Origin of the sequence: Sporolactobacillus kofuensis (genome assembly GCF_024125425.1) — a bacterium.
GTDB classification, from domain to species: domain Bacteria; phylum Bacillota; class Bacilli; order Bacillales; family Sporolactobacillaceae; genus Sporolactobacillus; species Sporolactobacillus kofuensis.
The window spans coordinates 1-21,511 of sequence record NZ_JAMXWN010000002.1; the positions used below are offsets into that span (position 1 = coordinate 1).

18 protein-coding genes and 2 pseudogenes are annotated in these 21,511 nt (G+C 41.0%); 15 read left to right on the forward strand and 5 right to left on the reverse strand.

From position 1 onward, the window contains the following. The 9 genes and pseudogenes from NIE32_RS01565 to NIE32_RS01605 all read left to right on the forward strand — a co-directional run. Positions 1-463: pseudogene (locus NIE32_RS01565) on the forward strand (hypothetical protein); the annotation flags it as partial. 112 nt (positions 464-575) lie between these two features. After that, entirely contained in the window at positions 576-830 is a 255-nt protein-coding gene (locus NIE32_RS01570; protein ID WP_354326942.1) for a glycosyltransferase, read from the forward strand. A gap of 470 nt (positions 831-1,300) precedes the next feature. Then, a complete protein-coding gene (locus NIE32_RS01575) occupies positions 1,301-2,203 on the forward strand; it encodes a sigma-70 family RNA polymerase sigma factor (protein WP_253052335.1) in 903 nt (300 codons plus the stop codon). A gap of 22 nt (positions 2,204-2,225) precedes the next feature. After that, positions 2,226-2,427, forward strand: a pseudogene (locus NIE32_RS01580) (IS3 family transposase); the annotation flags it as partial. Positions 2,428-2,561: 134 nt separating this feature from the next. Then, a complete protein-coding gene (istA, locus tag NIE32_RS01585) occupies positions 2,562-4,070 on the forward strand; it encodes an IS21 family transposase (protein ID WP_253052337.1) in 1,509 nt (502 codons plus the stop codon). Next, positions 4,067-4,828 carry an IS21-like element helper ATPase IstB gene (istB, locus tag NIE32_RS01590; protein WP_253052339.1) on the forward strand — a complete coding sequence of 254 codons (762 nt, stop codon included), beginning with the start codon at positions 4,067-4,069 and terminating at the stop codon, positions 4,826-4,828. Before istA ends, istB begins: the two co-directional genes overlap by 4 nt. 417 nt (positions 4,829-5,245) lie before the next feature. Then, positions 5,246-5,554, forward strand: a complete 309-nt coding sequence (locus NIE32_RS01595) for a hypothetical protein (protein ID WP_253052341.1) — start codon at positions 5,246-5,248, stop codon at positions 5,552-5,554. Between the two features lie 1,221 nt (positions 5,555-6,775). Next, complete coding sequence (locus NIE32_RS01600; protein ID WP_253052343.1) at positions 6,776-8,422, forward strand: serine hydrolase; 1,647 nt, start codon at positions 6,776-6,778, stop codon at positions 8,420-8,422. 75 nt (positions 8,423-8,497) lie between these two features. Then, entirely contained in the window at positions 8,498-9,490 is a 993-nt protein-coding gene (locus NIE32_RS01605; RefSeq protein ID WP_253052812.1) for a serine hydrolase, read from the forward strand. Between the two features lie 463 nt (positions 9,491-9,953). Here NIE32_RS01605 and NIE32_RS01610 read toward each other — a convergent pair whose 3' ends face one another. Both NIE32_RS01610 and NIE32_RS01615 read right to left on the reverse strand, forming a co-directional pair. Further along, positions 9,954-10,262, reverse strand: coding sequence for a hypothetical protein (locus NIE32_RS01610; protein ID WP_253052345.1), 309 nt, complete (start codon positions 10,260-10,262; stop codon positions 9,954-9,956). A gap of 232 nt (positions 10,263-10,494) precedes the next feature. Continuing rightward, positions 10,495-11,067 (reverse strand): sigma-70 family RNA polymerase sigma factor, encoded by a 573-nt coding sequence (locus tag NIE32_RS01615; RefSeq protein ID WP_253052814.1) that lies wholly within the window; start codon positions 11,065-11,067, stop codon positions 10,495-10,497. Positions 11,068-11,227: 160 nt separating this feature from the next. Here NIE32_RS01615 and NIE32_RS01620 point away from each other — a divergent pair, with 160 nt between their 5' ends. Next, positions 11,228-12,001: an acetoin reductase gene (locus NIE32_RS01620; protein ID WP_253052347.1), complete on the forward strand. Its 774-nt coding sequence runs from the start codon at positions 11,228-11,230 to the stop codon at positions 11,999-12,001. A 159-nt stretch (positions 12,002-12,160) separates the two neighbouring features. Here the strand turns inward: NIE32_RS01620 and NIE32_RS01625 are convergent, their stop codons facing one another. Further along, positions 12,161-12,754 carry a sigma-70 family RNA polymerase sigma factor gene (locus tag NIE32_RS01625; RefSeq protein ID WP_253052349.1) on the reverse strand — a complete coding sequence of 198 codons (594 nt, stop codon included), beginning with the start codon at positions 12,752-12,754 and terminating at the stop codon, positions 12,161-12,163. A 521-nt stretch (positions 12,755-13,275) separates the two neighbouring features. Between NIE32_RS01625 and NIE32_RS01630 the strand changes: the two genes are divergently transcribed. The 4 genes from NIE32_RS01630 to NIE32_RS01645 all read left to right on the forward strand — a co-directional run bounded on the left by NIE32_RS01630 (position 13,276) and on the right by NIE32_RS01645 (position 18,583). Further along, positions 13,276-14,013: a hypothetical protein gene (locus tag NIE32_RS01630; RefSeq protein ID WP_253052351.1), complete on the forward strand. Its 738-nt coding sequence runs from the start codon at positions 13,276-13,278 to the stop codon at positions 14,011-14,013. A 284-nt stretch (positions 14,014-14,297) separates the two neighbouring features. After that, the gene (locus tag NIE32_RS01635) at positions 14,298-15,770 is read left to right on the forward strand and encodes a flagellin N-terminal helical domain-containing protein (protein ID WP_253052353.1); all 1,473 of its coding nucleotides are present in this window, start codon (positions 14,298-14,300) and stop codon (positions 15,768-15,770) included. A gap of 166 nt (positions 15,771-15,936) precedes the next feature. Next, entirely contained in the window at positions 15,937-16,104 is a 168-nt protein-coding gene (locus NIE32_RS01640) for a hypothetical protein (protein ID WP_253052355.1), read from the forward strand. 388 nt (positions 16,105-16,492) lie between these two features. Beyond that, complete coding sequence (locus NIE32_RS01645; RefSeq protein WP_253052357.1) at positions 16,493-18,583, forward strand: hypothetical protein; 2,091 nt, start codon at positions 16,493-16,495, stop codon at positions 18,581-18,583. Positions 18,584-18,687: 104 nt separating this feature from the next. On the opposite strand, the gene NIE32_RS01650 is transcribed toward NIE32_RS01645, so the two are convergent. Beyond that, on the reverse strand, positions 18,688-19,311 hold the full coding sequence (locus tag NIE32_RS01650; RefSeq protein ID WP_253052359.1) for an EcsC family protein: 624 nt from the start codon (positions 19,309-19,311) through the stop codon (positions 18,688-18,690). A 114-nt stretch (positions 19,312-19,425) separates the two neighbouring features. After that, positions 19,426-20,139 carry a L,D-transpeptidase family protein gene (locus NIE32_RS01655; protein WP_253052361.1) on the reverse strand — a complete coding sequence of 238 codons (714 nt, stop codon included), beginning with the start codon at positions 20,137-20,139 and terminating at the stop codon, positions 19,426-19,428. Between the two features lie 263 nt (positions 20,140-20,402). Here NIE32_RS01655 and NIE32_RS01660 point away from each other — a divergent pair, with 263 nt between their 5' ends. Further along, the gene (locus tag NIE32_RS01660) at positions 20,403-21,488 is read left to right on the forward strand and encodes an ROK family transcriptional regulator (protein WP_253052363.1); all 1,086 of its coding nucleotides are present in this window, start codon (positions 20,403-20,405) and stop codon (positions 21,486-21,488) included. Positions 21,489-21,511: the final 23 nt, after the last annotated feature.

Below are 21,511 nucleotides of genomic sequence, written 5' to 3' on the forward strand. Positions count from 1 at the left end.
TAGAATCCATTTGCGAAAGTTACATAATGATATCGGTTATATCTTGCAGTCTCAATCGCTTGCACCGGATAGTGATCAATTCAAAACAATTTATAAGCATTTTAGTAATATGCTTCCATCTGCAGTTCAAAGGGAAGTGGATTTTCTAAGAACATATCATGTGGATCTTGTTATTGGAGATATTCCTCCGGCACCTTTTCGAGCTGCGCAAATAGTCGGTATCCCATCGATCGGTATATCCAATTTTGCCTGGTATACAGCTTATATGAGTTTTTTGGACAATACTGAACTTCAGCCTTTATATAACTGTTATGTTGACATGGACTATTTTTTCTCTTTAGCTGGGAATGACGAAAAGGGGTGGGGGCATAAGGGCAATCAATCATTTGATTTCTTTTCACGCAGTCCGGAAATGGAGTTGTACATAGAATTCGAAAGCGCATTAACTCATTTGACAATCTAAAGATTGTCTTTTTTGGACTGGGTATCTTGCTTCATTAAATCTCTGGCACAGCAAAGATTGTGTCTTTCTCGTATCAAGCAAAACAGATATTACAGGTAACAACATCTATAAAATTCCTGTTGAGGAGACTGAATCGCAAAACTACATCGCTGCAAGTGACTACGTGATTTCTAAACCTGGTTGGGGAACAATTGCTGAAGCAGTAACAGCTAACAAACCACTGATCTTGGTGACCCGAAATAGTATGCAGGAAGATAAAAATACCAGTGAGTATCTGAAGAATAATGGTGGATGTGAGTTAGTGCCATGGGAAAATTTGAAAGAGTTTGAAATAACAGCAGCCCTACAGTATAAATTAGAAAGATAGAAAAGTAGGCCGAGTAACGATTCAGAAAAAGTTTTGAATGCAATTGTAGGTGAAATCAATACTATATTGTCTCAAAGTTAAGTGAATTGTGAGAGGCAAATATAGTATTGGGATTTGATACCGTTTATAGAGAGACAGATTTGAGCATTCGTTTTTATGGGACTGTAGTCCATGCAACGAAGAGGCAAGATTTGAAACATTGCCTGCTCTCTGGCATCTCAAATGTCTTTTTCTTAACAGATTTGTATGTCTTTTATGGTTCGGCGGACATTTTAGCTGGAAAGGTTGGACAGGCAAACGAGTTAACATTTTGCTTAATCCGGTTGAAAAAATAAAATATAAAGGATAATTTGATGATCTTGTCGAATAATCGTTTTTAGCACTTTTTCTTATGTACATGCTACTATTTAAATGAATAGCGCTAAAATAATCAGATGATTGAGAATTATCTATTTTAGAAGGGGGTTCTTATGGTAACTAAGACGGCATTTCAACAAATGCTTCCAGATGTCCTTGATCAATTTTTCCGTTCATCCAGAAATACAGTTTCAGAGGAAAAAAAGAAGACAATTGACTTCATGTTAAATACACAATTAATCAAAGAATATCAAGAGAAACCGGAGACCGCTGATGAAAAGGAAACAAAACTTTATCAGATTGTTCAAATGAATCTCGGACTAGTTATGAATCTCGTGGGCAACTATGCGAAGATCATCAAAAGAACCTGTATGGATATTGAAGACGTGATTTCGTTAGGAACAATTGGTTTATTGGAAAGCATCAAAAAGTTTGATCCGGACAGGGGATGCCAATTTTCAACATTCGCAACATGGCGGATTAGGCAGATGATCACAAGAGGTATTGCGGATGAAGCTCGGCTCATTCGTTTTCCTGCTCACATCCATGAACAAGTGATGAGTGTGAAAAAAGCGGAACGTTTGTTTGAACATACATATGGATTTGTTGATATAAAACGAATATGTGAAATCCTGGAAATGGGTGTTGATGATTATTGGAAAATCAAGCGCATTATCTATCAAATGGATAAGCCTCTTTCTATTGATGCTATGATAGGGAACGATAGGACGAGCAATCTCCAAGATCTGTTACCATTGAATGGGACAATCGAACCAACCGCCACTCCTCCATTGCATACATTGCCACTCGAAGAAGTACTCGAGAAAAAAGAATTGCAAAATAAAATCAAGCACATGCTGAACTCATTAAAACCACGCGACGCAGAAATCATCCGGCTAAGATTTGGAATCGGTGACTATGAACCACACACCCTCTCAGAAATTGCTAAGTTATATCATGTATCCCATCAAAGCATACATCAGCTTGAAGTGAAAATAATGAAGAGATTCAAATAGAAGTGGGGGAGATGGTGGGATGGGGTCGCCTTATGACAATGCCGTTGCGGAGGCAACATTTAAGACCATCAAAACTGAATTTATTAGCGGGCGTGTTTTCCCTAACCAACACGTTCTTGATCTTGAATTATTTGATTATGTCCATTGGTTCAATAATCTTCGCATCCATGGCTCATTTAGACTATCTAACACCGACTGAATACAAGTTGTTTTTGATAATCTAGAATTGAGCCATTGATAAGCGATTCGCTCACATAAAAATGAGCCACATGATTTCCAATTCTTAGCCCATCTTCCCTATGATAGAAAAGTAACCAGCAATTCTACATAAGGGAGAGGTAGAAAAAGGATGATCGATATGGCTCACTATCATCGTATCAAATTTCTGAAGGAGGTTGAAGGTCTTTCACAACGCCAGATTGCGAGAAAGCTAGGAATTTCAAGGAATACAGTGAGTAAATATCTGAAACAAGAAGAAGCCCCGACCCTTCCAGTTCGGCAGCGCTCATACGGGAAGAAAGAATACTCGGAGGAAACCCAACGTATCCTGCCGATCATAGATCAGTGGCTTCTTGAGGACCAGAAACATTGGGTGAAACAAAAACATACTGCAGCGAGAATCTATCAACGATTAGTTGAGGAATATCAGTTCAAGGGCTCGTCCTCCAACATTCGTAAGCTTGTCGCTAGGCGAAGACAGAAACAGCGGGACGTATTCATTCCCCTTGAGTTCCGATACGGCCTTCAATTCCAGTTCGACTGGGGCGAGGCAGATGTCATTCTTCAGGGAAAAACACAACGAATCTTTCTTTTTTGTCTGCAGCTTTCATCCAGTCGTTTTCGGTTTGTCCGTGCCTACACGCATCAGAAACAGGAGGCTTTTCTGGATGGCTTTGTACACGCTTTTGAATTTCTGGGTGGTGTACCTGTCGAAGGTCTCTTTGATAATCTAAAAACAGCCGTGGTCAAAATTCTGAAGGGGAGAGATCGCTTAGAACAAGAAGCCTTTATCGCGCTCCAGGCGCATTATGGGTTCAAGGCTACCTTTGCCAATCCCCGAAGGGGAAATGAAAAGGGTCGGATTGAAGGGACGGTTGGCTATATCCGACGCAACGCGTTGGTCCCTTATCCAGACGTTCAATCCATGGACGAACTCAATCATTATCTTCTGGATTGGTGCCTTAAAGAAGCGGCTCACATCCATGTTCCACGTACCGATGAAACGGTCGCGCAAGTTTGGGTCAAAGAAAAGCTTACGCTCCATTCCCTTCCGGGAACGCCTTTTGAAGCTTGCCGATTGATGTCCTGTCACGTCAATCAGTTGTCTCTCATCCATGTGGAGACGAATCAATACTCTGTTCCTTGCGCCTATGTTGGACAAGCAGTTTGGGTTAAAAAGTTTGTCGATCGTCTGATCGTTGTGGCTCAAAATCAAGTGATCACTGAATATCCCCGTTCGTACGGACGAAATCAACTATTCACTCGTTTGGACCATTATCTGGAGGCACTTTTGAAAAAACCGCGTGCGGTCCGAGATGCGCATCCTTTTCAGAATCCAGATATTCCTGAAGTCTTCCGGTTTTTCCACCGCAGGATGCGTGAGACTGAAGGAGCGGCCGGAGACCGCAAATTTGTCCGGCTTCTTCTTCTCCACCGGGAACTAGGCATGGATCTTTTAACCCAAGCGATTCAGGAAGCGGAACGGAAGCACATCTTCACCTATGAAGCGGTTCATGAGGCCATTCAAAAGATGACGGGTAATGTGGCCGGTCCGGTTGGTCAAGCTCCTGAATCCTTGGAGAACTATAAGGTGAAAGTGACCGATATCAACCAATACAGGCAACTCGTGAAGGAGGGAAACCAATGACCACGGAACTTCTGCTGGATCACCTGACCAGGCAGCTCAGAATGCCTACTCTAGCTAAACAGTATCGGTCTCTGGCGCGGGAAGCTGAGGATCACAATCTGAGTTATGAAGATTATCTTTTGGCATTGCTTGAAGCTGAAGCGCAGAGTCGAGAAGAAAATCAGCGACAAAGGCGTTTGAAACAGGCACGCTTTCCTGTTTCTAAGACGTTGGACACGTACGATTTCAGTTTGATGCCAAGTCTGAACCGAAACCATTTTCTCACCTTGGCCAAAGGTGAGTTTGTCCGAAAAAAAGAGAATGTGATCTTTCTCGGTAACAGTGGAACGGGAAAGAGTCATCTGGCCATTGGGCTGGGAATAGAGATGATTCAAAACGGGTTTAAAACGAAATTTATAACGGCCTCTGAATTAGTCGAAGAGCTGCTCATGGCCTATGAGGAACAGAAACTAAGTGCCTTGGAGAAAAGGTGGCTCAAATTTGATGTCGTCATTGTGGACGAACTCGGCTATGTTCCCTTCTCCAAAACCGGAGCAGAACTCCTGTTTCAATTTTTTTCAGGCAGGTATGAGCGTGCCAGTCTCATACTGACAACAAATCTTGAATTCAGCGAATGGACAAGTTTGTTCGGCGATGAAAAGATGACGGCTGCCCTGCTTGATCGGCTGACGCATCGCTGTCACATCCATCTGCTTAACGGCGAATCTTACCGATTTAGGCAGAGCATGGAAAGAAAAGAAAACGTAGGACAGGAATAGTGTCAGCACAGGTGTTAGGGGGAACTGGCCCGGGGAGGGCCAGTTCCCCCTAACACCCATATTCTCCCATAATTGGGAGTGTTTCATAATGAAATGGCTCACTTTTGATGTGATCACTCTGGCTCAATTTCATATTGACAAAAACACAAGTTACAGCACTTTTAAAAAATTGTTCGATTTAGCGTTGACATACCACGGTATCATTAACATTTGACTAGGTGTGGGCTATTTGACGCTCACTCATAAGGAATATGAGCTAAGAATTGGAAATCATGTGGCACGTTTTTATGTGAGCGAAACGCTTATCAAATACAAGCCAGCAGTACAAGTATTAACCAGTGGTAATCAATAATTATTGTTAAGACACTTCAAATACTATTTCAAAGTCCGATAAGATAAATAAAGGGGGAGGACATAATGGCTTCTGATAATTTACCTACTAAAATTCAACAGTTGCAAGAAGAATTTGAACGACAGGCTAGTAATGAACTAACATTAATACCAAATGTAACTCAAGCACAAGTGACCTCGTTTTTATCCGATGGGTTACTTAATATCGATACGGTAGATGTGGTTAATAGAGCTTCAAAAATTATTAATCAGGATCCTTCAAAAACTGATAAGGAAGTTGCTATTGAAATTCTAAAACAATTTTCGAAAAGTCATAAAAGTCGCATTATAAGGAAAATGGCTAGAAAACTAATAAAAGAAAAAAGGGATGAATAAATAATGTCAATGCTATCCTCTGCTTTTAAGTTTTTTAAGATGTTTATTGTCAAAATCATTGAAAATAAACAATTACGAGAATTGCTATATAATTTAATTATAGAGGGTGTCAAAATAGCTCGTGATGTAATGAGGGAGAAAAAGTCGAGAACCAATAAAAATACCTATACGGACGCTTCAGCACAATAACTTCGTTGTAAAGAACCTTGCTAGGTTCCTTTTTATAATTCAAAAAAGGAAACATACATTCTTTGACCTTCTAAGGTTTTTTATTTTTACATGAAAAATAATGGGAAAACTTGGTTGCTGAAATGTAATATAATTGCTCAGGGTATAAATTTAACAGTCACATTAATGGGATCAGGCAAAATGATGTTTATAAAAATATTATTCAAATTCAGGAAGGATTTATTTATCCAAATCTAAAGACAGTAAGTCTTTATTTTTGATATACAATGTTAGTCCTAAAAATCAGCAAGAACAAATCATAAGATGGTAAAAAAGCGCTTTAACCTTTATGTAAATTAGATTGCTTATGTAGATGGCTTTATCTAGCAATTAAGGAAAGCAAATTTCTGATTCAACATTATATCAACAATAGAAGGGCAGGCTTTAATCACCAACTCTTGGCGTCTTCACCATCATTACTCTCTTTTTTAACGAAGGACTTGTCGATTCAATAGAAATCTCCATTGAAAGAGCGTGACTATAAGGAGTATCGTAATGAGTTTCTGGATCTCACCGAACAATGGAAAGGAAAAAGAGAGCAGCTGATTTCCCGAGTTTTTGAACTAGACAAAATGTTCCCATTGATACAAAGTTGGTTCATGGTGCCATCAACAGGTTCTCTGTCCCAAACATCTCTGGTGCTGGTAGTCTAATATAATAGTCACGAATTGAGTGAAAGGATATCTTTTGTGTGAAGTCGCGTTTATACAAATAGGGATGTCCTCTTTCTTTTGACAAAATAATTCCCCAATAACGTCCTACGGACATGATCTGGCAATGAATGGACGGACACTACTGTCAACTTCTGGCCAAAGTTTAACATCAATTATACTTTTTTATTGAAATGGGCAATTTGGCTCATTTATACATATTTCGATACAAATCGTTTACAGCAATTAGTCGACAGAGTACTATAAATTTTGTGAAAAGTTTTTATATATTGCGATTTCTATACAAAAAAATATTTTTGACTTGGGAAGGAGAACGAAATTATTGATTAAATCATTGAGACGCTTGGCTTTTATTACGCTTTCATTTGTTTTGGTTGCTACTTCAGTTCCTGCTTTTGCTGCAACATCTCCTAAAGGAGTATCCCCAGTGAAACAACAAAAAGCAGCAAGGGATCGCCAATGGACGACTTTGGAGAAATTGCTCAGGCCCGTCATTGAAGATGCAAAGGCAAAACACATTACAATGGGTATTTCAGTAAAGGATGTTTCCGGAGCTTATAATGGTGCCGGTCTGAATATCGGAAACGTTGGTCCCTACAAAGCTGCTAGTACGATTAAACTTGGTCTGGCTTCCTTGATCATGAAGGGTGTTGATCAAGGAAAATGGTCGCTGGACACCAAAGTAACGGTTCACCCTTCCGATATTGTTGGAGGAAGCGGAACATTGCAAAATGCCGGTGTTGCAGCGTACCCTCAGAACATTACGTTGGGGCGATTAATGCGATTGATGATTACGGTGAGCGATAATACTGCTACCAATGTGCTGATTGATTTTGCCGGAGGGTTCGATAAAATCAATGCCTTCACACAATCTCTTGGGTTAGATGATTCCGGATTTCATTTCGGACGGAAAATGATTCTGCCGCATACATCAGAGCAGGAAAACTGGATTTCACCAGATGAAGATGTGCAGCTGCTCGACATGATCTATCGAAGCACATTTCTGAGCCGGGCTTCGAGTTCTCAGATTATCTCTTGGATGCGTCAGCAGCAGGTGAACACAAAATTTGGTGCGGTCATTCCGCGCGATGTGTTGGCGAACAAGACGGGTGAAAATACAGACGTCAGTCATGACACGGGCTACATTCTGGTTAATGGCCATGAGGTAGCGCTTTCCGTGATGACGTCCTTTAATCCATCAGATTTCCCGGACTGGAATACAGCATTCAATACAGCTAATCAAGAAGTTCAGCAGGCTGGACAAGTTGTCTATGATTATGTGAACAAGAATGCACCTAAAGTAAAGAACGGGAAAGACCGGCGGTGGACGTCACTTCAAAAGAAACTTGCTCCTGTTGTCAAAGATGCCGCCGCGAAACATGTGACGATTGGTATCTCTGTTAAGGATGTCTCCGGAGCCTATAATGGTGCCAGCCTGAATATCGGCAGCATGGGTCCCTATAAAGCAGCCAGCACGATTAAACTGGGTCTGGCTTCCCTGATCATGAAGGGTGTTGATCAAGGCAAATGGTCATTGGATACAAAAGTAACGGTTCACCCTTCCGATATTGTCGGAGGAAGCGGAATATTGCAAAATGCTGGCGCTGCAGCGTACCCTCAGGACATTACGTTGGGGCGATTAATGCGCTTGATGATTACCGTGAGTGACAATACCGCTACCAATGTGCTAATTGATTTTGCTGGTGGCTTTGACAAAATCAATGCCTTTACGCAATCTCTTGGGCTAGCGGATTCCGGATTGCATTTCGGACGGAAAATGATCCTGCCGCATACAGCAGAACAGGAAAACTGGATTTCGCCGGATGAGGATGCGCAGCTCCTTAATATGATCTACCGGAGCACGTTCCTAAGTCGGGCATCAAGTTCTCAAATTATCTCCTGGATGCGTCAGCAGCAGGTGAACACAAAGTTTGGTACGGTCATTCCGCGCGATGTGTTAGCCAACTAAACGGGTGAAAATACAGACGTCAGTCATGACACGGGCTATATTCTGGTTAATGGCCATCAAGTAGCGCTTTCCGTGATGACGTCCTTTAATCCATCAGATTTCTCGGACTGGAATACAGCGTTCAATACAGCCAATCAGGAAGTTCAGCAGGCTGGAAAAGTTATTTATGACTATGTGAACAAGAATGTACCTAAAGTAAAGACCGGAAAAGATCGGCCGTGGACGTCACTTCAAAAGGAACTGGATCCTGTTGTCAAAGATGCCACCTCAAAACATGTAACGATTGGCATCTCTGTTAAGGATGTTTCCGGAGCTTATAATGGTGCCAGCCTGAACATCGGAAGCATGGGTCCTTATAAAGCAGCCAGCACGATTAAACTGGGTCTGGCTTCCCTGATCATGAAGGGTGTTGATCAAGGAAAATGGTCGCTGGATACAAAAGTAACGGTTCACCCTTCCGATATTGTCGGGGGGAGTGGAACACTTCAGAACGCCGGTGCTGCAGCGTACCCTCAGGACATTACCCTGGGGCGATTAATGCGTTTGATGATTACCGTGAGTGACAATACCGCTACCAATGTGCTAATTGATTTTTCCGGTGGGTTTGACAAAATCAATGCCTTCACGCAATCTCTTGGGTTAGCTGATTCCGGATTGCATTTCGGACGGAAAATGATCCTGTCGCATTCAGCAGAACAGGAAAATTGGATTTCACCGGATGAGGATGTGCAGCTCCTTGATATGATCTACCGAAGCACGTTCCTGAGCCGGGCATCGAGTTCTCAGATTATCTCCTGGATGCGTCAGCAGCAGGTGAATACAAAGTTCGGGGCGGTCATTCCGCGTGACGAACTGGCAAATAAAACAGGTGAGAATACAGACGTCAGCCATGATACAGGTTATATTTTGGTGGATGGGCATGAGGTCGCTGTCTCAGTAATGACTTCGTTTAATCCGTCAGACTTCCCAGATTGGAATATAGCTTTCAACACAGCCAACCAGGAAGTACAGCAGGCAGGCAAAGTGGTCTACGATTATGTAAAAAAGAATGCCCCTGCGGCAAAGTGAATCTGGTTAAATCTTTCAACTGTGTTCGATGATCATGCCGGCGATCCTATATCAGGATCGCCGGCATGATTTTTTATGAAGAGGGCATGGATCGTATTCATTTAGATAGTATCATTTCGTTATTGCAAGGTTGGTGAAAGGTCAAATCATGGCGTTGCTATTTATTTATGTCCGGTATATTACGACGCTTGTTTTCCATCTCGTTTGATGCCTGATTAGAGGCAAACGTTGGCTTTAATTAATTTCCCATAATTAAATGGACAAATAACCTACGCATCATCAAATTGCGCGGGTATTTGTCCGTTTTCTTGATACGAAATACTAGGCCAAAAATGATTTTAAATCGGAAAGTAATTTTGAGAGAATGATCTGTACTGTTGTTATTAAATGAATGATTGGTTTACATGTGCAAGTGAATAGAAGATTGAGGTCTTGTGTGGTGAGTGTAAAAGTCATGCTGAATTTAAAATTCGTAGTCCGGGTTATTGAAGGCGATCAGAAATTCTTCTAATTCTTGATTGATCCATGTTTTTACATGATCAAGATGGTTGGACAGTTCTACGTGGTAGCTACGGATAAATGAGGGCTCGAACAAACCGATTAATTTTGCTGGCGAACCGTCTTCATTTTGCATGAAACATAGGTCATGTCTTGCTTGATACACCTGTTCACCGGACTTCAGCTCATACAGATAGTGGGTGCTGCTTGTGTCCAAAGTTGTAATCGCATCGGTACATGCTTGAATAAATGCTTCCTTGCCGTTGTTCATCATTACGCCTCCAAAAGAATAGTTTATCGAGTTTGGGTTGGGATATCCCCATACATAAGCATGTCTTTAGTCCTGTTGCATCTTGGACTTTGGACATACCGTATCGTTTATAAATCTATTATGCAGGGAAAAATAGGAAGGAGGCAATCTAAAAATATGGAAAAATTTGAAAATATAGTGAACAATGACTAAATATAGGTCAAAATGAATGAAAATAAGATGGAATAGGAGTTAACTATCCTTTCAATACTTGTACTCGAAGTGGTTTAAATTTTTTACATAAGCTTTTCTTCCAAGAGCGTACGGTGTTTTCGGATACATTGGTGAATTCGGCAATTTGTTTGGTTGTCCATCCTTTGATGATACTGAGTTCAAGGTATTGGTTCTCGCGGGGGCTGAGGAGTGAGCGGTATTCTTTGAGGTAGGCGAGCATTTGATCTTGAATGCTGTCGTTGGGTGATGTGTCCGGAATTTCAAGTGGCAAGTCTGATTGAGTCAACGTTTCATAGTTTCCTCGCTTCGAAAGCTTCCTTAAGTAATCGGATACATTGCCACGTATGGTTGAAGCTGCATAGGCGATAAAGACTGCTTCAGGTTCTCTATCCATACCAACTTCTGATAAGTTAAATCGGAGATTCGCTTGCCATAATGCGATCACTGCAATTTGTTCCAGTTCATCGTGATCAATATCGCCACCAAGATGACGTTTATAGCGGTGAAAGTATGTATGAACAGTTTTGAAGATCAGTGGTTCATATTTCTTCTTCAGTCTTTCAAAAGAATAAGTTAAATGATTGCACCACCACACCCTGCACAATAACATAAATCACTAAAACGAGCGTATACTTTGACAAAAATGTAAGCGCATTCTAAAATATAACTTGTTAAAACCATCATCCATCCAGAGGGATATTACCGCTCGATTGCGATATACCGCTTTAGGATCTATACCAGGGGGTTTGGGGATTATGTCAAAAGGTACAGCAGTCATCACAGGTGCAGGACAAGGGATTGGTAAGAGTATTGCAGAACGTTTGGCAAAGGACGGATTTGCTGTTGTCCTTAGTGACGTTAATGAAGCAGTACTCAAAAGTGCAGTCGATGAATTCAAAGATGCCGGCTACCAGGTATCGTCGCTCGTCAGTGACGTCACCAAAATCGAAGACCAGAAAGCACTCGCTCAACATGCGGCGGATACATTCGGCAGTGTCGATGTTTTCGTGAATAATGCCGGTGTTGCCCATGTTGGACCAGTAATTGACCTGCAAGAGAAAAACCTGGATCTGCTGTTCAAAGTCAATGTCTACGGCACGGTATACGGAATCCAGGCAGCAGCGGAACAAATGAAAAAGCAATCGACCGGTGGCAAGATTATCAATGCTTGCAGTATTGCCGGACATCAGAGCTTTCCGATGATGGGGCTCTATTCAGCAACCAAATTCGCTGTGCGCGGCTTTACTCAGGCTGCGGCAAAGGAACTTGCCAAAGATCATATTACCGTCAATGCGTACTGCCCAGGTATCGTTGGTACCGGCATGTGGGAACGTATTGACGATGTGATGACGAACTATCAAGGGATTAAGAAAGGTGAAGCGTTCAAACAGGCAATTGAAAGTATTGCACTAGGACGGAGCGAAGAACCCGAAGATATCGCCAACTTTGTTTCCTTCCTGGCATCGAGCGATTCCGATTACATGACCGGACAATCTGTACTGATCGACGGCGGTATTGTGTTTAATTAATCCAAGAAACTTTTTCAATAAAATGAAAGCGGTTTAGCGGGATTCTTGCTCAGGTTTACAGTTTTGACTGAGCAGGGGTCCTTTTTTATCGAAACAACGCAGTGGTCTGAGCTAAAAAGTAATACAAAATGCGTTAGGACAACTTTTTCAAGGAAGCAACTATCGGTTCAATACTTGGCCTTTAAGCGGTTTTAATTTTTTACATAAGCTTTTCTTCCAAGAGCGTACGGTGTTTTCGGATACATTGGTGAATTCGGCGATTTGTTTGGTGGTCCATCCTTTGATGATACTGAGTTCAAGGTATAGGTTCTCGCGTGGGCTAAGGAGTGAACGGTAGTCTTTGAGGTAGGCGAGCATTTGATCGTGAATGCTGTCGTTGGGTGAGCTGTCCGGAATTTCAAGGGGCAAGTCTGATTGCGTTAACGTTTCATAGTTTCCTCGCTTCGAAAGCTTTCTTAAGTAGTCGGACACATTGCCACGTATGGTTGATGCTGCATAGGCGATAAAGACGGCTTCAGGTTCTCGATTCTCCCCAACTTCTGATACGTTAAATCGGAGATTCGCTTGCCATAATGCGATTACGGCAATTTGTTCCAGTTCCTCGCGATCAGTAGCGCCACCAAGGTGACGTTTATAGCGTTGAAAGTATGTATGCACTGTTTTGAAGATTAGTGGTTCATATTTTTTCTTCAGTCTTTCAAAGGCGAGATTCTGAGATTCGGACGGGTCGGCAAAATAGTCAGTAAATGGCATTCTTTGGAGATCCTCCTATGGAAATGTACTTGTCGAGAGATAAAGAAAGGGCAGCAAAGTCCAAGTCTAATGTCCCTCCTACACTTCCTAAATAGGAGTCCATTAACAAATTGGTGATCTAAATTTCGCTATTTTCTAATAACTTTGAACATAGATTTTTCAGTTTAGCATCACTCGGATAAATAGTTTTGATCTGCTCATTGAATTCGCTTGGGGGAGCGTATCCGTAAACGGTTATATAGGGGAAAAGGCATAGGATAAAATGTTTATAAGTGTATTATGCTAGAAAGCTAGATTTGTTATCAATAGGAATATTTGTAAAATTGTGACAAAAAATCTAATATTCATTCTGATAAGGAAATGAAAATCAATAAGATTGGGCAAATGCACTCGGGGATTGGTTATGAGTATCGTGGCGAAATTCATTCAATCTTATTATTGCGCCTCATTGATTTATTAGGAATAGGACAAATTGAGGACAACATAAAATCTCCCGTAGAAGTGATTCGGGAGTGGCGCACATGTTGATCACATTTTCCATGATTCAAGTACCTGTAGATATGATTTGTCCGACATATGATACACAGATATCGAAAAGGCAATTGAATAAACTAGTGAAGCAACTTCGGGCGGATGCTGCACTCCCTAAAATGATCATTGTTGAGAAGAAAGAAAGCGGGAATGATTTCTGGCTCGTTGCCGGTTATGATAATTATCTCGCCTATCAGAAGTGTGGATATAAGCTCGTCAGTTGTTTTTGCCAGCCAAGAACGGATGAAGTATTTAAAAGACTGGAGCAGCTGCAATGGATGTATTCGGGAAATTCCGGATGGATGGATAAGCATTTAAAGATAGCTGATCTTATGCGTAAGGAAAAATCTATTTCTTTTATTGCTGAGGCAATTGGTGTTCATGTATCTGATATTAAGCGTTATTTAATCGATCCTGCTATTCCGGAACCTATTGTAAAAAAAGCATTAAAAAATAATTCGAGTTTTCCACTTTTAAATGACATTGTCCGTTTGGATGAATCATGGTGGATTCGGAACCAATTGTTCGAACGAGCAGTTCTACCCGGGAGACAGCCAAATAATTTTACATTAGATAAAATGCAAAAATTAAAGTGGCTGCTCAAAATCAAACCATTTGTTAGGTTGGTTGAGGATACAGAGCGATGGTCGGTGATTCAATTAACGGTTATCCATTATAAGGAGAGGCTTATTGACGAAATGAAGAAAGAAGTTGAGAAACGGTTATAACCATCGAAAAAAAGAAAAAACATTGATGGAATATATTTACATAAAGTGGTCACCTAACTATAATAGAAATGGGTATAATGTCCTATTTATTTGCACTACGTTTTAAATATTATCTTCATCATTTCTTCTTCAATGATCCGCATTTCTTTTCTCTCAATCAAAAAAACTCTTTTAGCATTAGTTAACTAATAGAATAGAGCGATTTGTTCAATGGCAATGTTGCTCTCAGTATACTTTTTTATTTTGTAATCATTCAATCATCACTGTGGGGGAACGGGTTATCTATGATTATTAACCATAATATTAGTGCACTACTTGCAAGCAATCAATTGAATGTAAATAATCGTGCTAATGAGAAGGCACTGAGAAAATTGTCATCAGGATCGCGCATTACACGTGCGTCGGATGATGCTGCCGGACTAGCAATTTCTCAGAAAATGAAGGCGCAAATCCGCGGGTTGGAACAAGCGCGGAGGAATATTCAGGATGGAATGTCATTGCTTCAAACAGGTGAGAGTGGATTATCGGAAATCGAAGATCCGAATTTGCTACGCATGCGTGAGCTGGCTGTTCAAGCAGCGAATGGGACGTTAAGTTCGGAAGATCGGAGCATGATTCAAGAGGAACTAGAGGGGCTGAAAAGTAGTATCAATGCTATTGCTACAAATACAGAGTTTAACCGGATTAAACTATTGAGCCCTCCTATTGAAACAACGCCCCCGTCATCAACGAGCGGCAAGTCCGATATTGCTTTTGTCGTCGATGTCTCCGGCAGTATGGGCGGAACAATCGATAATGTCATTTCCAATTTAGATGGTTTTGTCGATAAGCTTAAAAGCCAAGGCGTAGATTATCAGTTAGGATTGGTTTCTTATAGTGATAGTTCTATAGGCGAACCATTATCCAAATGGGCGTTCACAGATGATGTTGCAGCATTTAAGAACAATATGGAAACGATGAGAAGTCACATGCTCGGTGGCGGAGATATGAATGAATCCGGCCTGGAAGGAATTATGGATCCTGAAAAAGGTGCTATATCGCTGCCTTTAAGACCAGATGCATCGAAACAATTTATTCTTATCACGGATGCGCCTGTCCATGACACGTCAGCAGATGGAGATGGCGGTGACGGATTGTCCGCGTATGACATTGATGATACAGCTCAGAAACTGGCTGAAGATCACATTAAATTGACAGTAGTCGGCCCTACTTCGGGTGAAGCCAGCGTTCAGTTGAAAAGATTATCCGACACAACTGGCGGAAGCTATCTTAACTTATATGGACCATTTTCTACGCAATTAGATGCACTGGCTGAACAGATCGTTGATGATTCGGGCTCTTCAGCTGATGATGACAAGATGCCGGTATTGACTCTGCAAACCGGTGCGAATTCCGGAGAAACATTCTCGATCGAACTGTTCGACGCAAGAACAGCTCAATTAGGTATTGATCATGTAGCTGTTGATCCTATCGAAGAAGCAGAAAAATCCATTGGCATGATTGATCACGCTATCGAGAAGATCTCTACTCAGCGTGCCAAGTTTGGCAGCTATCAAAATGCACTTGCCCACGAAGCAAGCAATGTCGAAAATTATGCGACGAACATCACTTCAGCCGAATCAAGAATATCCGATGCAGACGTTGCCAAAGAAGTCATGGAGCTAACAAAAAGCAATATCCTCCAGCAATCTGCGATGGACATGCTCAGTCAAGCGGATCAACTTTCAAGCAATGTACTGAACCTATTGAAAGAATAACAGTTAATCATGTATCTAGATGCGGCTGTTATGCAGTTAGCACAAAAATTTTTAGTACAGAGATTTGAGGAGTTCCGCCTCCTAACAAAAACATCACTGTAAGAAATTAATCCCTATTATCTCAACGAATAACCAATCTAGAATTTATCAGTAGGCAGGCAAACCAATGATGATTAAAAAAACAGGTTCGTTTCTAGGAAAAGCAGTGGGTACTATTACGGGTGAACCCATCAAATGGTTGGGGAAAAAACTCAATAATGAATTTGTTCAGGATGTTGGTGAAAGTGCTTCGAATACTGCTTTAGAACTTCGTTCGGAACTAATTTGTATTTGAAATGGTAAATATAAGTAAATCATTAAAAAAATGGAAAATATATTACAGACAAAATAGGAAATTAGGTGTACTATAATAGAATCATTGTTTTGGAATATATTTGAAATTATTCCAAAGAGAGGGGGATAGTAGCTTAAACGATCATTTTTTTCAGTTACATAGTCTCTGTATTGTTATGTGTTAATTTGGTAAATCTCACGTTTTATAGCCTCACTGGCAGCTTCGTACGATCTCTCAGCATCCTCAATTGATTAACTCTACTTTTTTTATTCTGAAGCTATTTTTCAAGATCTAATCCTTTTTTGAATTTGTGGAAAGATGCAAAGAAAGTTGGAATTTTTATTTCTGATTTACAAGAGAACTGAAAGAGAATCAGGGGGAACGATCATTGACTCATGTAAAAATTTTATTAAAGGCGTTTGCAGCTTTTGTATTAATCTTTTCCTTTTCTTTTAGTCAGCTGACCAGTGCATTGGCAGATGACCAAGGAACCTTTCAAGTGACAAAAGTGGGTATTTCTTCTGATGTCAGTCATCTACAGGCGGGGGATAAAGTTGATGTGTTTGCAGAAACAACGTCACATCCGGATCTCAAGTATTTCACGATAACTTTCGAAGGTAATCCTTCAGGTTATCAAGAAGTTGAGATGCATTATGATTCGGAATCACAAAAATATGTTGGCCAATTTACGGTTCCTTCTTATAACGATAATGGAACTTGGTCTGTGTGGGAACTTAGCGCTGGCAATCCTACCTCGCACATTTACTTTAGCAGTATGCCAAGAGAAGATGACCATCCGGAGTTGAATCCCACCTTTCAAATTAGTGGACTACCTGAAGACCATGATAACCCGACAGTTAATAGTCTCCAACTAACCAAACTTCAAAAAAACAAAGTGAAAATTTCAATTGATGCTAGTGATCCAACGAGTACGGTTAGAGCTGGAAGTATCAATGCTTATTTTGCAACGACTAATGGTGGAGAAGACGACAGCCAGCTCTCGTTCACTTACAATCCCCAGAGTAAGAAATATGAAGCTGAAGCGGCTATGAATGATACGGGCACTTGGTACGTATCATACGTCTCGCTTGTTGATCAAGCATTTAATCGATTCAGAGAAATGATTAAACCGGGCGATTCTCTTTATTCATCAGTAACGATAACAGATAGTGATTTTGAGGAGGACTCTACTGATCATCCTGGAGATTCCAATACTGAACCTTCAACACCTCCGTCAAACTCAGATTCAACGCAAGCACCACGAATTATTAGTGTAACTCTTGACAAGAGCACAGCCGCTCCAAAAGATAAAGTACAAATCACCGTGAAAACAACAGCAGAAACAAGAGATTATGAGATCGGCGATATTGATGCTCAATTAACAAATAAGAATTGGCAGTATGATGGTGATCTGCAAAATGAAAACGCAACAGATCGAGTCACCTTGGATAAAACGGCTGCATCAACGGATGATTACTCAGTGTTTCAAGGAACATTTACTGTACCTGACGATGCAATGGATGGAGATTGGTTAATAAGCTTTCCAGATCGAACCGTTGATAATACCGTCACCATTCCTTCTCTAAAAGTGATTGGTGGCGCTGACTCTAATCATCCATCTACTGGAGACATCTATAAGCCAAGCGCAAATACAGATGGCACATACAATATGGCAAACGATGCGACCTTCACAAGCTATGTCGCTCAATCTGGGGACAACGTTCAACTTAACCTTCCTCAATCTTCGGATAAAAAGAACACATCCGTTTCGCTTAGTGCAGATCAGGTCAATGAGATCAAAAAGCATAAGAATGTGACGATTGAAACCGGAGGCGTTACGCTCAGCCTTCCAACTGCTAACTTGGGAGACACAGGTGCTGCCACGATTTCCATAGCGAAGGCTGCTCCGGTTGCGAATGCATTAACGGATGTCTATGAATTTACACTCGAACAAAATGGACAAGCCATTCATCAATTCAAAGATAAAGTAACCCTTACCTTCCATCTTGATCAAAAGGCGGACAATCCGGTTGTGTATTACATCGATAATCAAGGCAAATTCGTAGAAATCGACAGCAAATATGAGAACGGAATTGTCTACGGCTACACCAGCCACTTTAGTAAGTATACAGTCATGGAGAAAACAACCGCTGCGAGTCAATCAACAGCGAATACAGTACCGACTGGATCAACCCAAAAGACACAAACACAAAATGCTGACAATCAAGCACAGACAGCGCCCGCTCCGCAAACCAATACTACAACGAAAACAGTTACGAAATCAGCAACTGGATCAGCAACTGCCAAGGCAACTGCGGCACCGTCGAATACGAAAAGCACCTCTGCTGAAAGTAAACAAATCCTCCCGACAACCGGAGATACGGAATACTCATTATTATCAATGATCGTAGGTGTACTTTTGGTTGCGAGCGGTGTGATTTTAACCATTGTGCTAAGAAGAAAACATCATGCGGAATGACGTTATTAATTAAATACATTAAATAAAAATGAGCGAGGGCCCTTTGTGGCACTCGCTTTATTTGTGTGTAATGATATGCTTTCTTTAAAACTCCTCTATATTGATCAAGAGAATACTTTCTTAGCTGTCTTTCCTATGGTATGCGTACCTATACCATCCACAGCCCCGCCAATTACCCCACCAAGTAACGGCACAGCTTTCCCTAAATTAATAATTCCCTTTTGTCCAAATTTTGTTATCAGTTTAATCCCAACTGCTTTATTAATTGCTTTTATGACCTCTACAGGTATTTTTTTTATAGCTTGTGTAGCAAGAGCCGTACCTAACTTTATGCCAGCTTGCTTCATAATATCTGATGCAGCTTGTCCTGTTAAACATACAAAGACAAAGGTTTTAACTTGGTCATCTTTTAAGTCATAGCCCTTCATATGTGCTATCGTTGCAATCATTCTAATTTGTACATACATAACGGATGCAACATTGGCTGGAATAGAAACAGGTAAAGTAATCAGTCCTCCTAAGCCTGTTACAAAACCACTCGTTACCCCTTTAGCATTTTGCCAACGAATAAGGCTATCAATAGCAGCTTCAACAGATGAATGTTTCCTTAAATAACTTTCTGCTAACTCCGCTGCTGTCTCTGTTCCTGGTAGTCCATTGATTGCTTTTTCATATGTCCAATCTAATACTTGTGTCAATTTACTTTCTGTCAAACTAGTTGTTGACATATTAATCCCCCTACGCCATTACGAATATATTTTTAGGAAAATACAATACGATGACTAATGCTTTTATCACAATAGGTATAGATTCGAATAGTGTCAGTAACTAAAACGTGAACGTTAAAAATGCTTTAATTGATTTAGATTGGTAATGTTCAGTATATATGCCCCGGGCTTGATCGTTCTCATTAGATACTTCATTTTTGTACGTGGCACTGAAACGCATCCTGCAGTATAGCTGCCGTTTGATACATGAACAAAGAATCCGGACCCTTTCCAAGGGGTTCGCTTCGCATTGTAGTTGATGACGATTCCATATTTGTATTGCACTGGAAAGTTAATAAGGTGCTCGCTTGGTTTGTTGAAAAAGCTGCCTTCCTGCCATGTGTTATAGTTGGGATCATTGCTGTCCTCTACCCACCAGGAATTTGGTGTGATGTGCCGAAATGGTAGCTTTGTTCCAGGATTGCTCGTACCAAAAGCAAAGGTTAATTTATAGGCACCGTAAGGCGTTTTCATGGATCCTTCGTGTGTCTTTCCAATTCCATCTTTGCCCACATGGCCGTTGGTGGACATGTTCTTCGACCATTTCTTCCCCTTTTTCTGCCATAACTGAATCTGTGCATGGCTCCCTTTTCCGATTACAAGCAGAATTTGTTTTGTTCGTTTTGATAATTTTGTTTTTGAAAGTGAAGGTTTACTTGAGTATGTACGCCCGCTTATTTGATAATGAACATCAAGTTTCTTAATAGGGCTCTGATTGCCTTTCATAGTAAAAAGATTTAACGCGGAAAACACTAAAATAAGAGCCAAAACTACATAAAGTTTTTTCAAGAATGGGGCCTTCTTTCGAGATGAAGTTTACTAGATATATGGTTTCTATTTTAGCATTATTTATGGCCATTAACTTTGGAATTTGTTTTGGAGTAACTAAATTTAAGGGAGTGGTGAATAGGAGGTTTGATCAGGGACACGTATAAAAGTATGTCAGAAAATATGACAATAATCACCTCTTATAGATTTTTCAGACTATAATAAAGGACATAATTTGTTTGTTCGAAGTACGAACAAACACAAAACTAAAACAGAAGTGAGCGATGGGCGTGCAGAAAGGAAATCTTGACCTCATTCGTGACTTGAATCGGCGGCTGGTACTGGATGCAATCATACGCGATCAGCCCATTTCACGGGCGGATCTGGCACGAAAGTTGTCACTGAGCCGCTCAACTGTTTCGATGATTGTGAATGATCTGCAGGAGAAGGAGATGGTCATTGAACTGGGAATGGGCGATTCGACGGCGAATGGCGGTCGAAAAGGGCAGATGCTTGGGTTCAATCCGCGTTCGGCATTTTTGTTGGGGATGGATCTACAGAAGAATCGGATAAACAGTGTGCTCGCTGATTTAAGCGGTACGGTGGAACAAAAGGAAACTATTCCATTTAACGAAGATTTAGATGAACTGAAAACGATTTTAAGCCGTTATTTAGAACGCATTGAGCCTGATTATCGGGTGCTTGGTATCGGGGTATCTGTCCCTTCAATAGTAAAGGATCATCAAATTGTCGTTGATGCACCTTCTCTCGGCTGGTACAACGTGAATTTGGCCAAGGTGCTCAGCGAGGCGTTCGACTTGGATGTCTTTGTAATGAATGATGTTAATGCTGCAGCGTTTGGCGAGCGATGGATCGGACAGAGCAGTCTGGTTGATGACCTGTTTTATTTGTCGGTTGGGACAGGCGTTGGATCTGCAATTATTTCTGGTGGTGATCTGGTTGCCGGTTTTGAGCAGGCCGCTGGGGAAATTGGTTATATGCTGACTGAGGAAGACATCAAACAAGGAACCGTTTATGAAAAAGGCCGGTTCGGTACGTTTGAACGTAAAATCACTTCTTTGCTACATACTTGTGAGTCATCAAAAGAGGCACGTAATCGTCTCGTCCATCTCATGGCACTGATGATGAGTAATGTCTGCATTTTACTGAATCCGGAGAAGGTGATCATCGGGGGCTATTATGAAACGATTTTAAAAGCGATGATCCCTGAAATCCAGGGGCTTGTTCAGCGCCTCGTTCCAATTTCAACAGTAATTGAGTATGGGGCACTTGGTGAAGATGCGTCAGCAATGGGCACGATCAAAGGGTTACTTGATTCGATGAAAGATCAAATGATTCGGAAGATATAAGGCAGAAAGTAAAAAAATATAGA

Coding starts and splice junctions, on each gene's coding strand:
- NIE32_RS01575 (WP_253052335.1), top strand. CDS start 1,301: ATGGTAACTAAGACGGCATTTCAACAAATGCTTCCAGATGTCCTTGAT.
- istA (WP_253052337.1), top strand. CDS start 2,562: ATGGCTCACTATCATCGTATCAAATTTCTGAAGGAGGTTGAAGGTCTT.
- istB (WP_253052339.1), top strand. CDS start 4,067: ATGACCACGGAACTTCTGCTGGATCACCTGACCAGGCAGCTCAGAATG.
- NIE32_RS01595 (WP_253052341.1), top strand. CDS start 5,246: ATGGCTTCTGATAATTTACCTACTAAAATTCAACAGTTGCAAGAAGAA.
- NIE32_RS01605 (WP_253052812.1), top strand. CDS start 8,498: ATGACGTCCTTTAATCCATCAGATTTCTCGGACTGGAATACAGCGTTC.
- NIE32_RS01610 (WP_253052345.1), bottom strand. CDS start 10,262: ATGATGAACAACGGCAAGGAAGCATTTATTCAAGCATGTACCGATGCG.
- NIE32_RS01620 (WP_253052347.1), top strand. CDS start 11,228: ATGTCAAAAGGTACAGCAGTCATCACAGGTGCAGGACAAGGGATTGGT.
- NIE32_RS01625 (WP_253052349.1), bottom strand. CDS start 12,754: ATGCCATTTACTGACTATTTTGCCGACCCGTCCGAATCTCAGAATCTC.
- NIE32_RS01630 (WP_253052351.1), top strand. CDS start 13,276: ATGTTGATCACATTTTCCATGATTCAAGTACCTGTAGATATGATTTGT.
- NIE32_RS01635 (WP_253052353.1), top strand. CDS start 14,298: ATGATTATTAACCATAATATTAGTGCACTACTTGCAAGCAATCAATTG.
- NIE32_RS01640 (WP_253052355.1), top strand. CDS start 15,937: ATGATGATTAAAAAAACAGGTTCGTTTCTAGGAAAAGCAGTGGGTACT.
- NIE32_RS01650 (WP_253052359.1), bottom strand. CDS start 19,311: ATGTCAACAACTAGTTTGACAGAAAGTAAATTGACACAAGTATTAGAT.
- NIE32_RS01660 (WP_253052363.1), top strand. CDS start 20,403: ATGGGCGTGCAGAAAGGAAATCTTGACCTCATTCGTGACTTGAATCGG.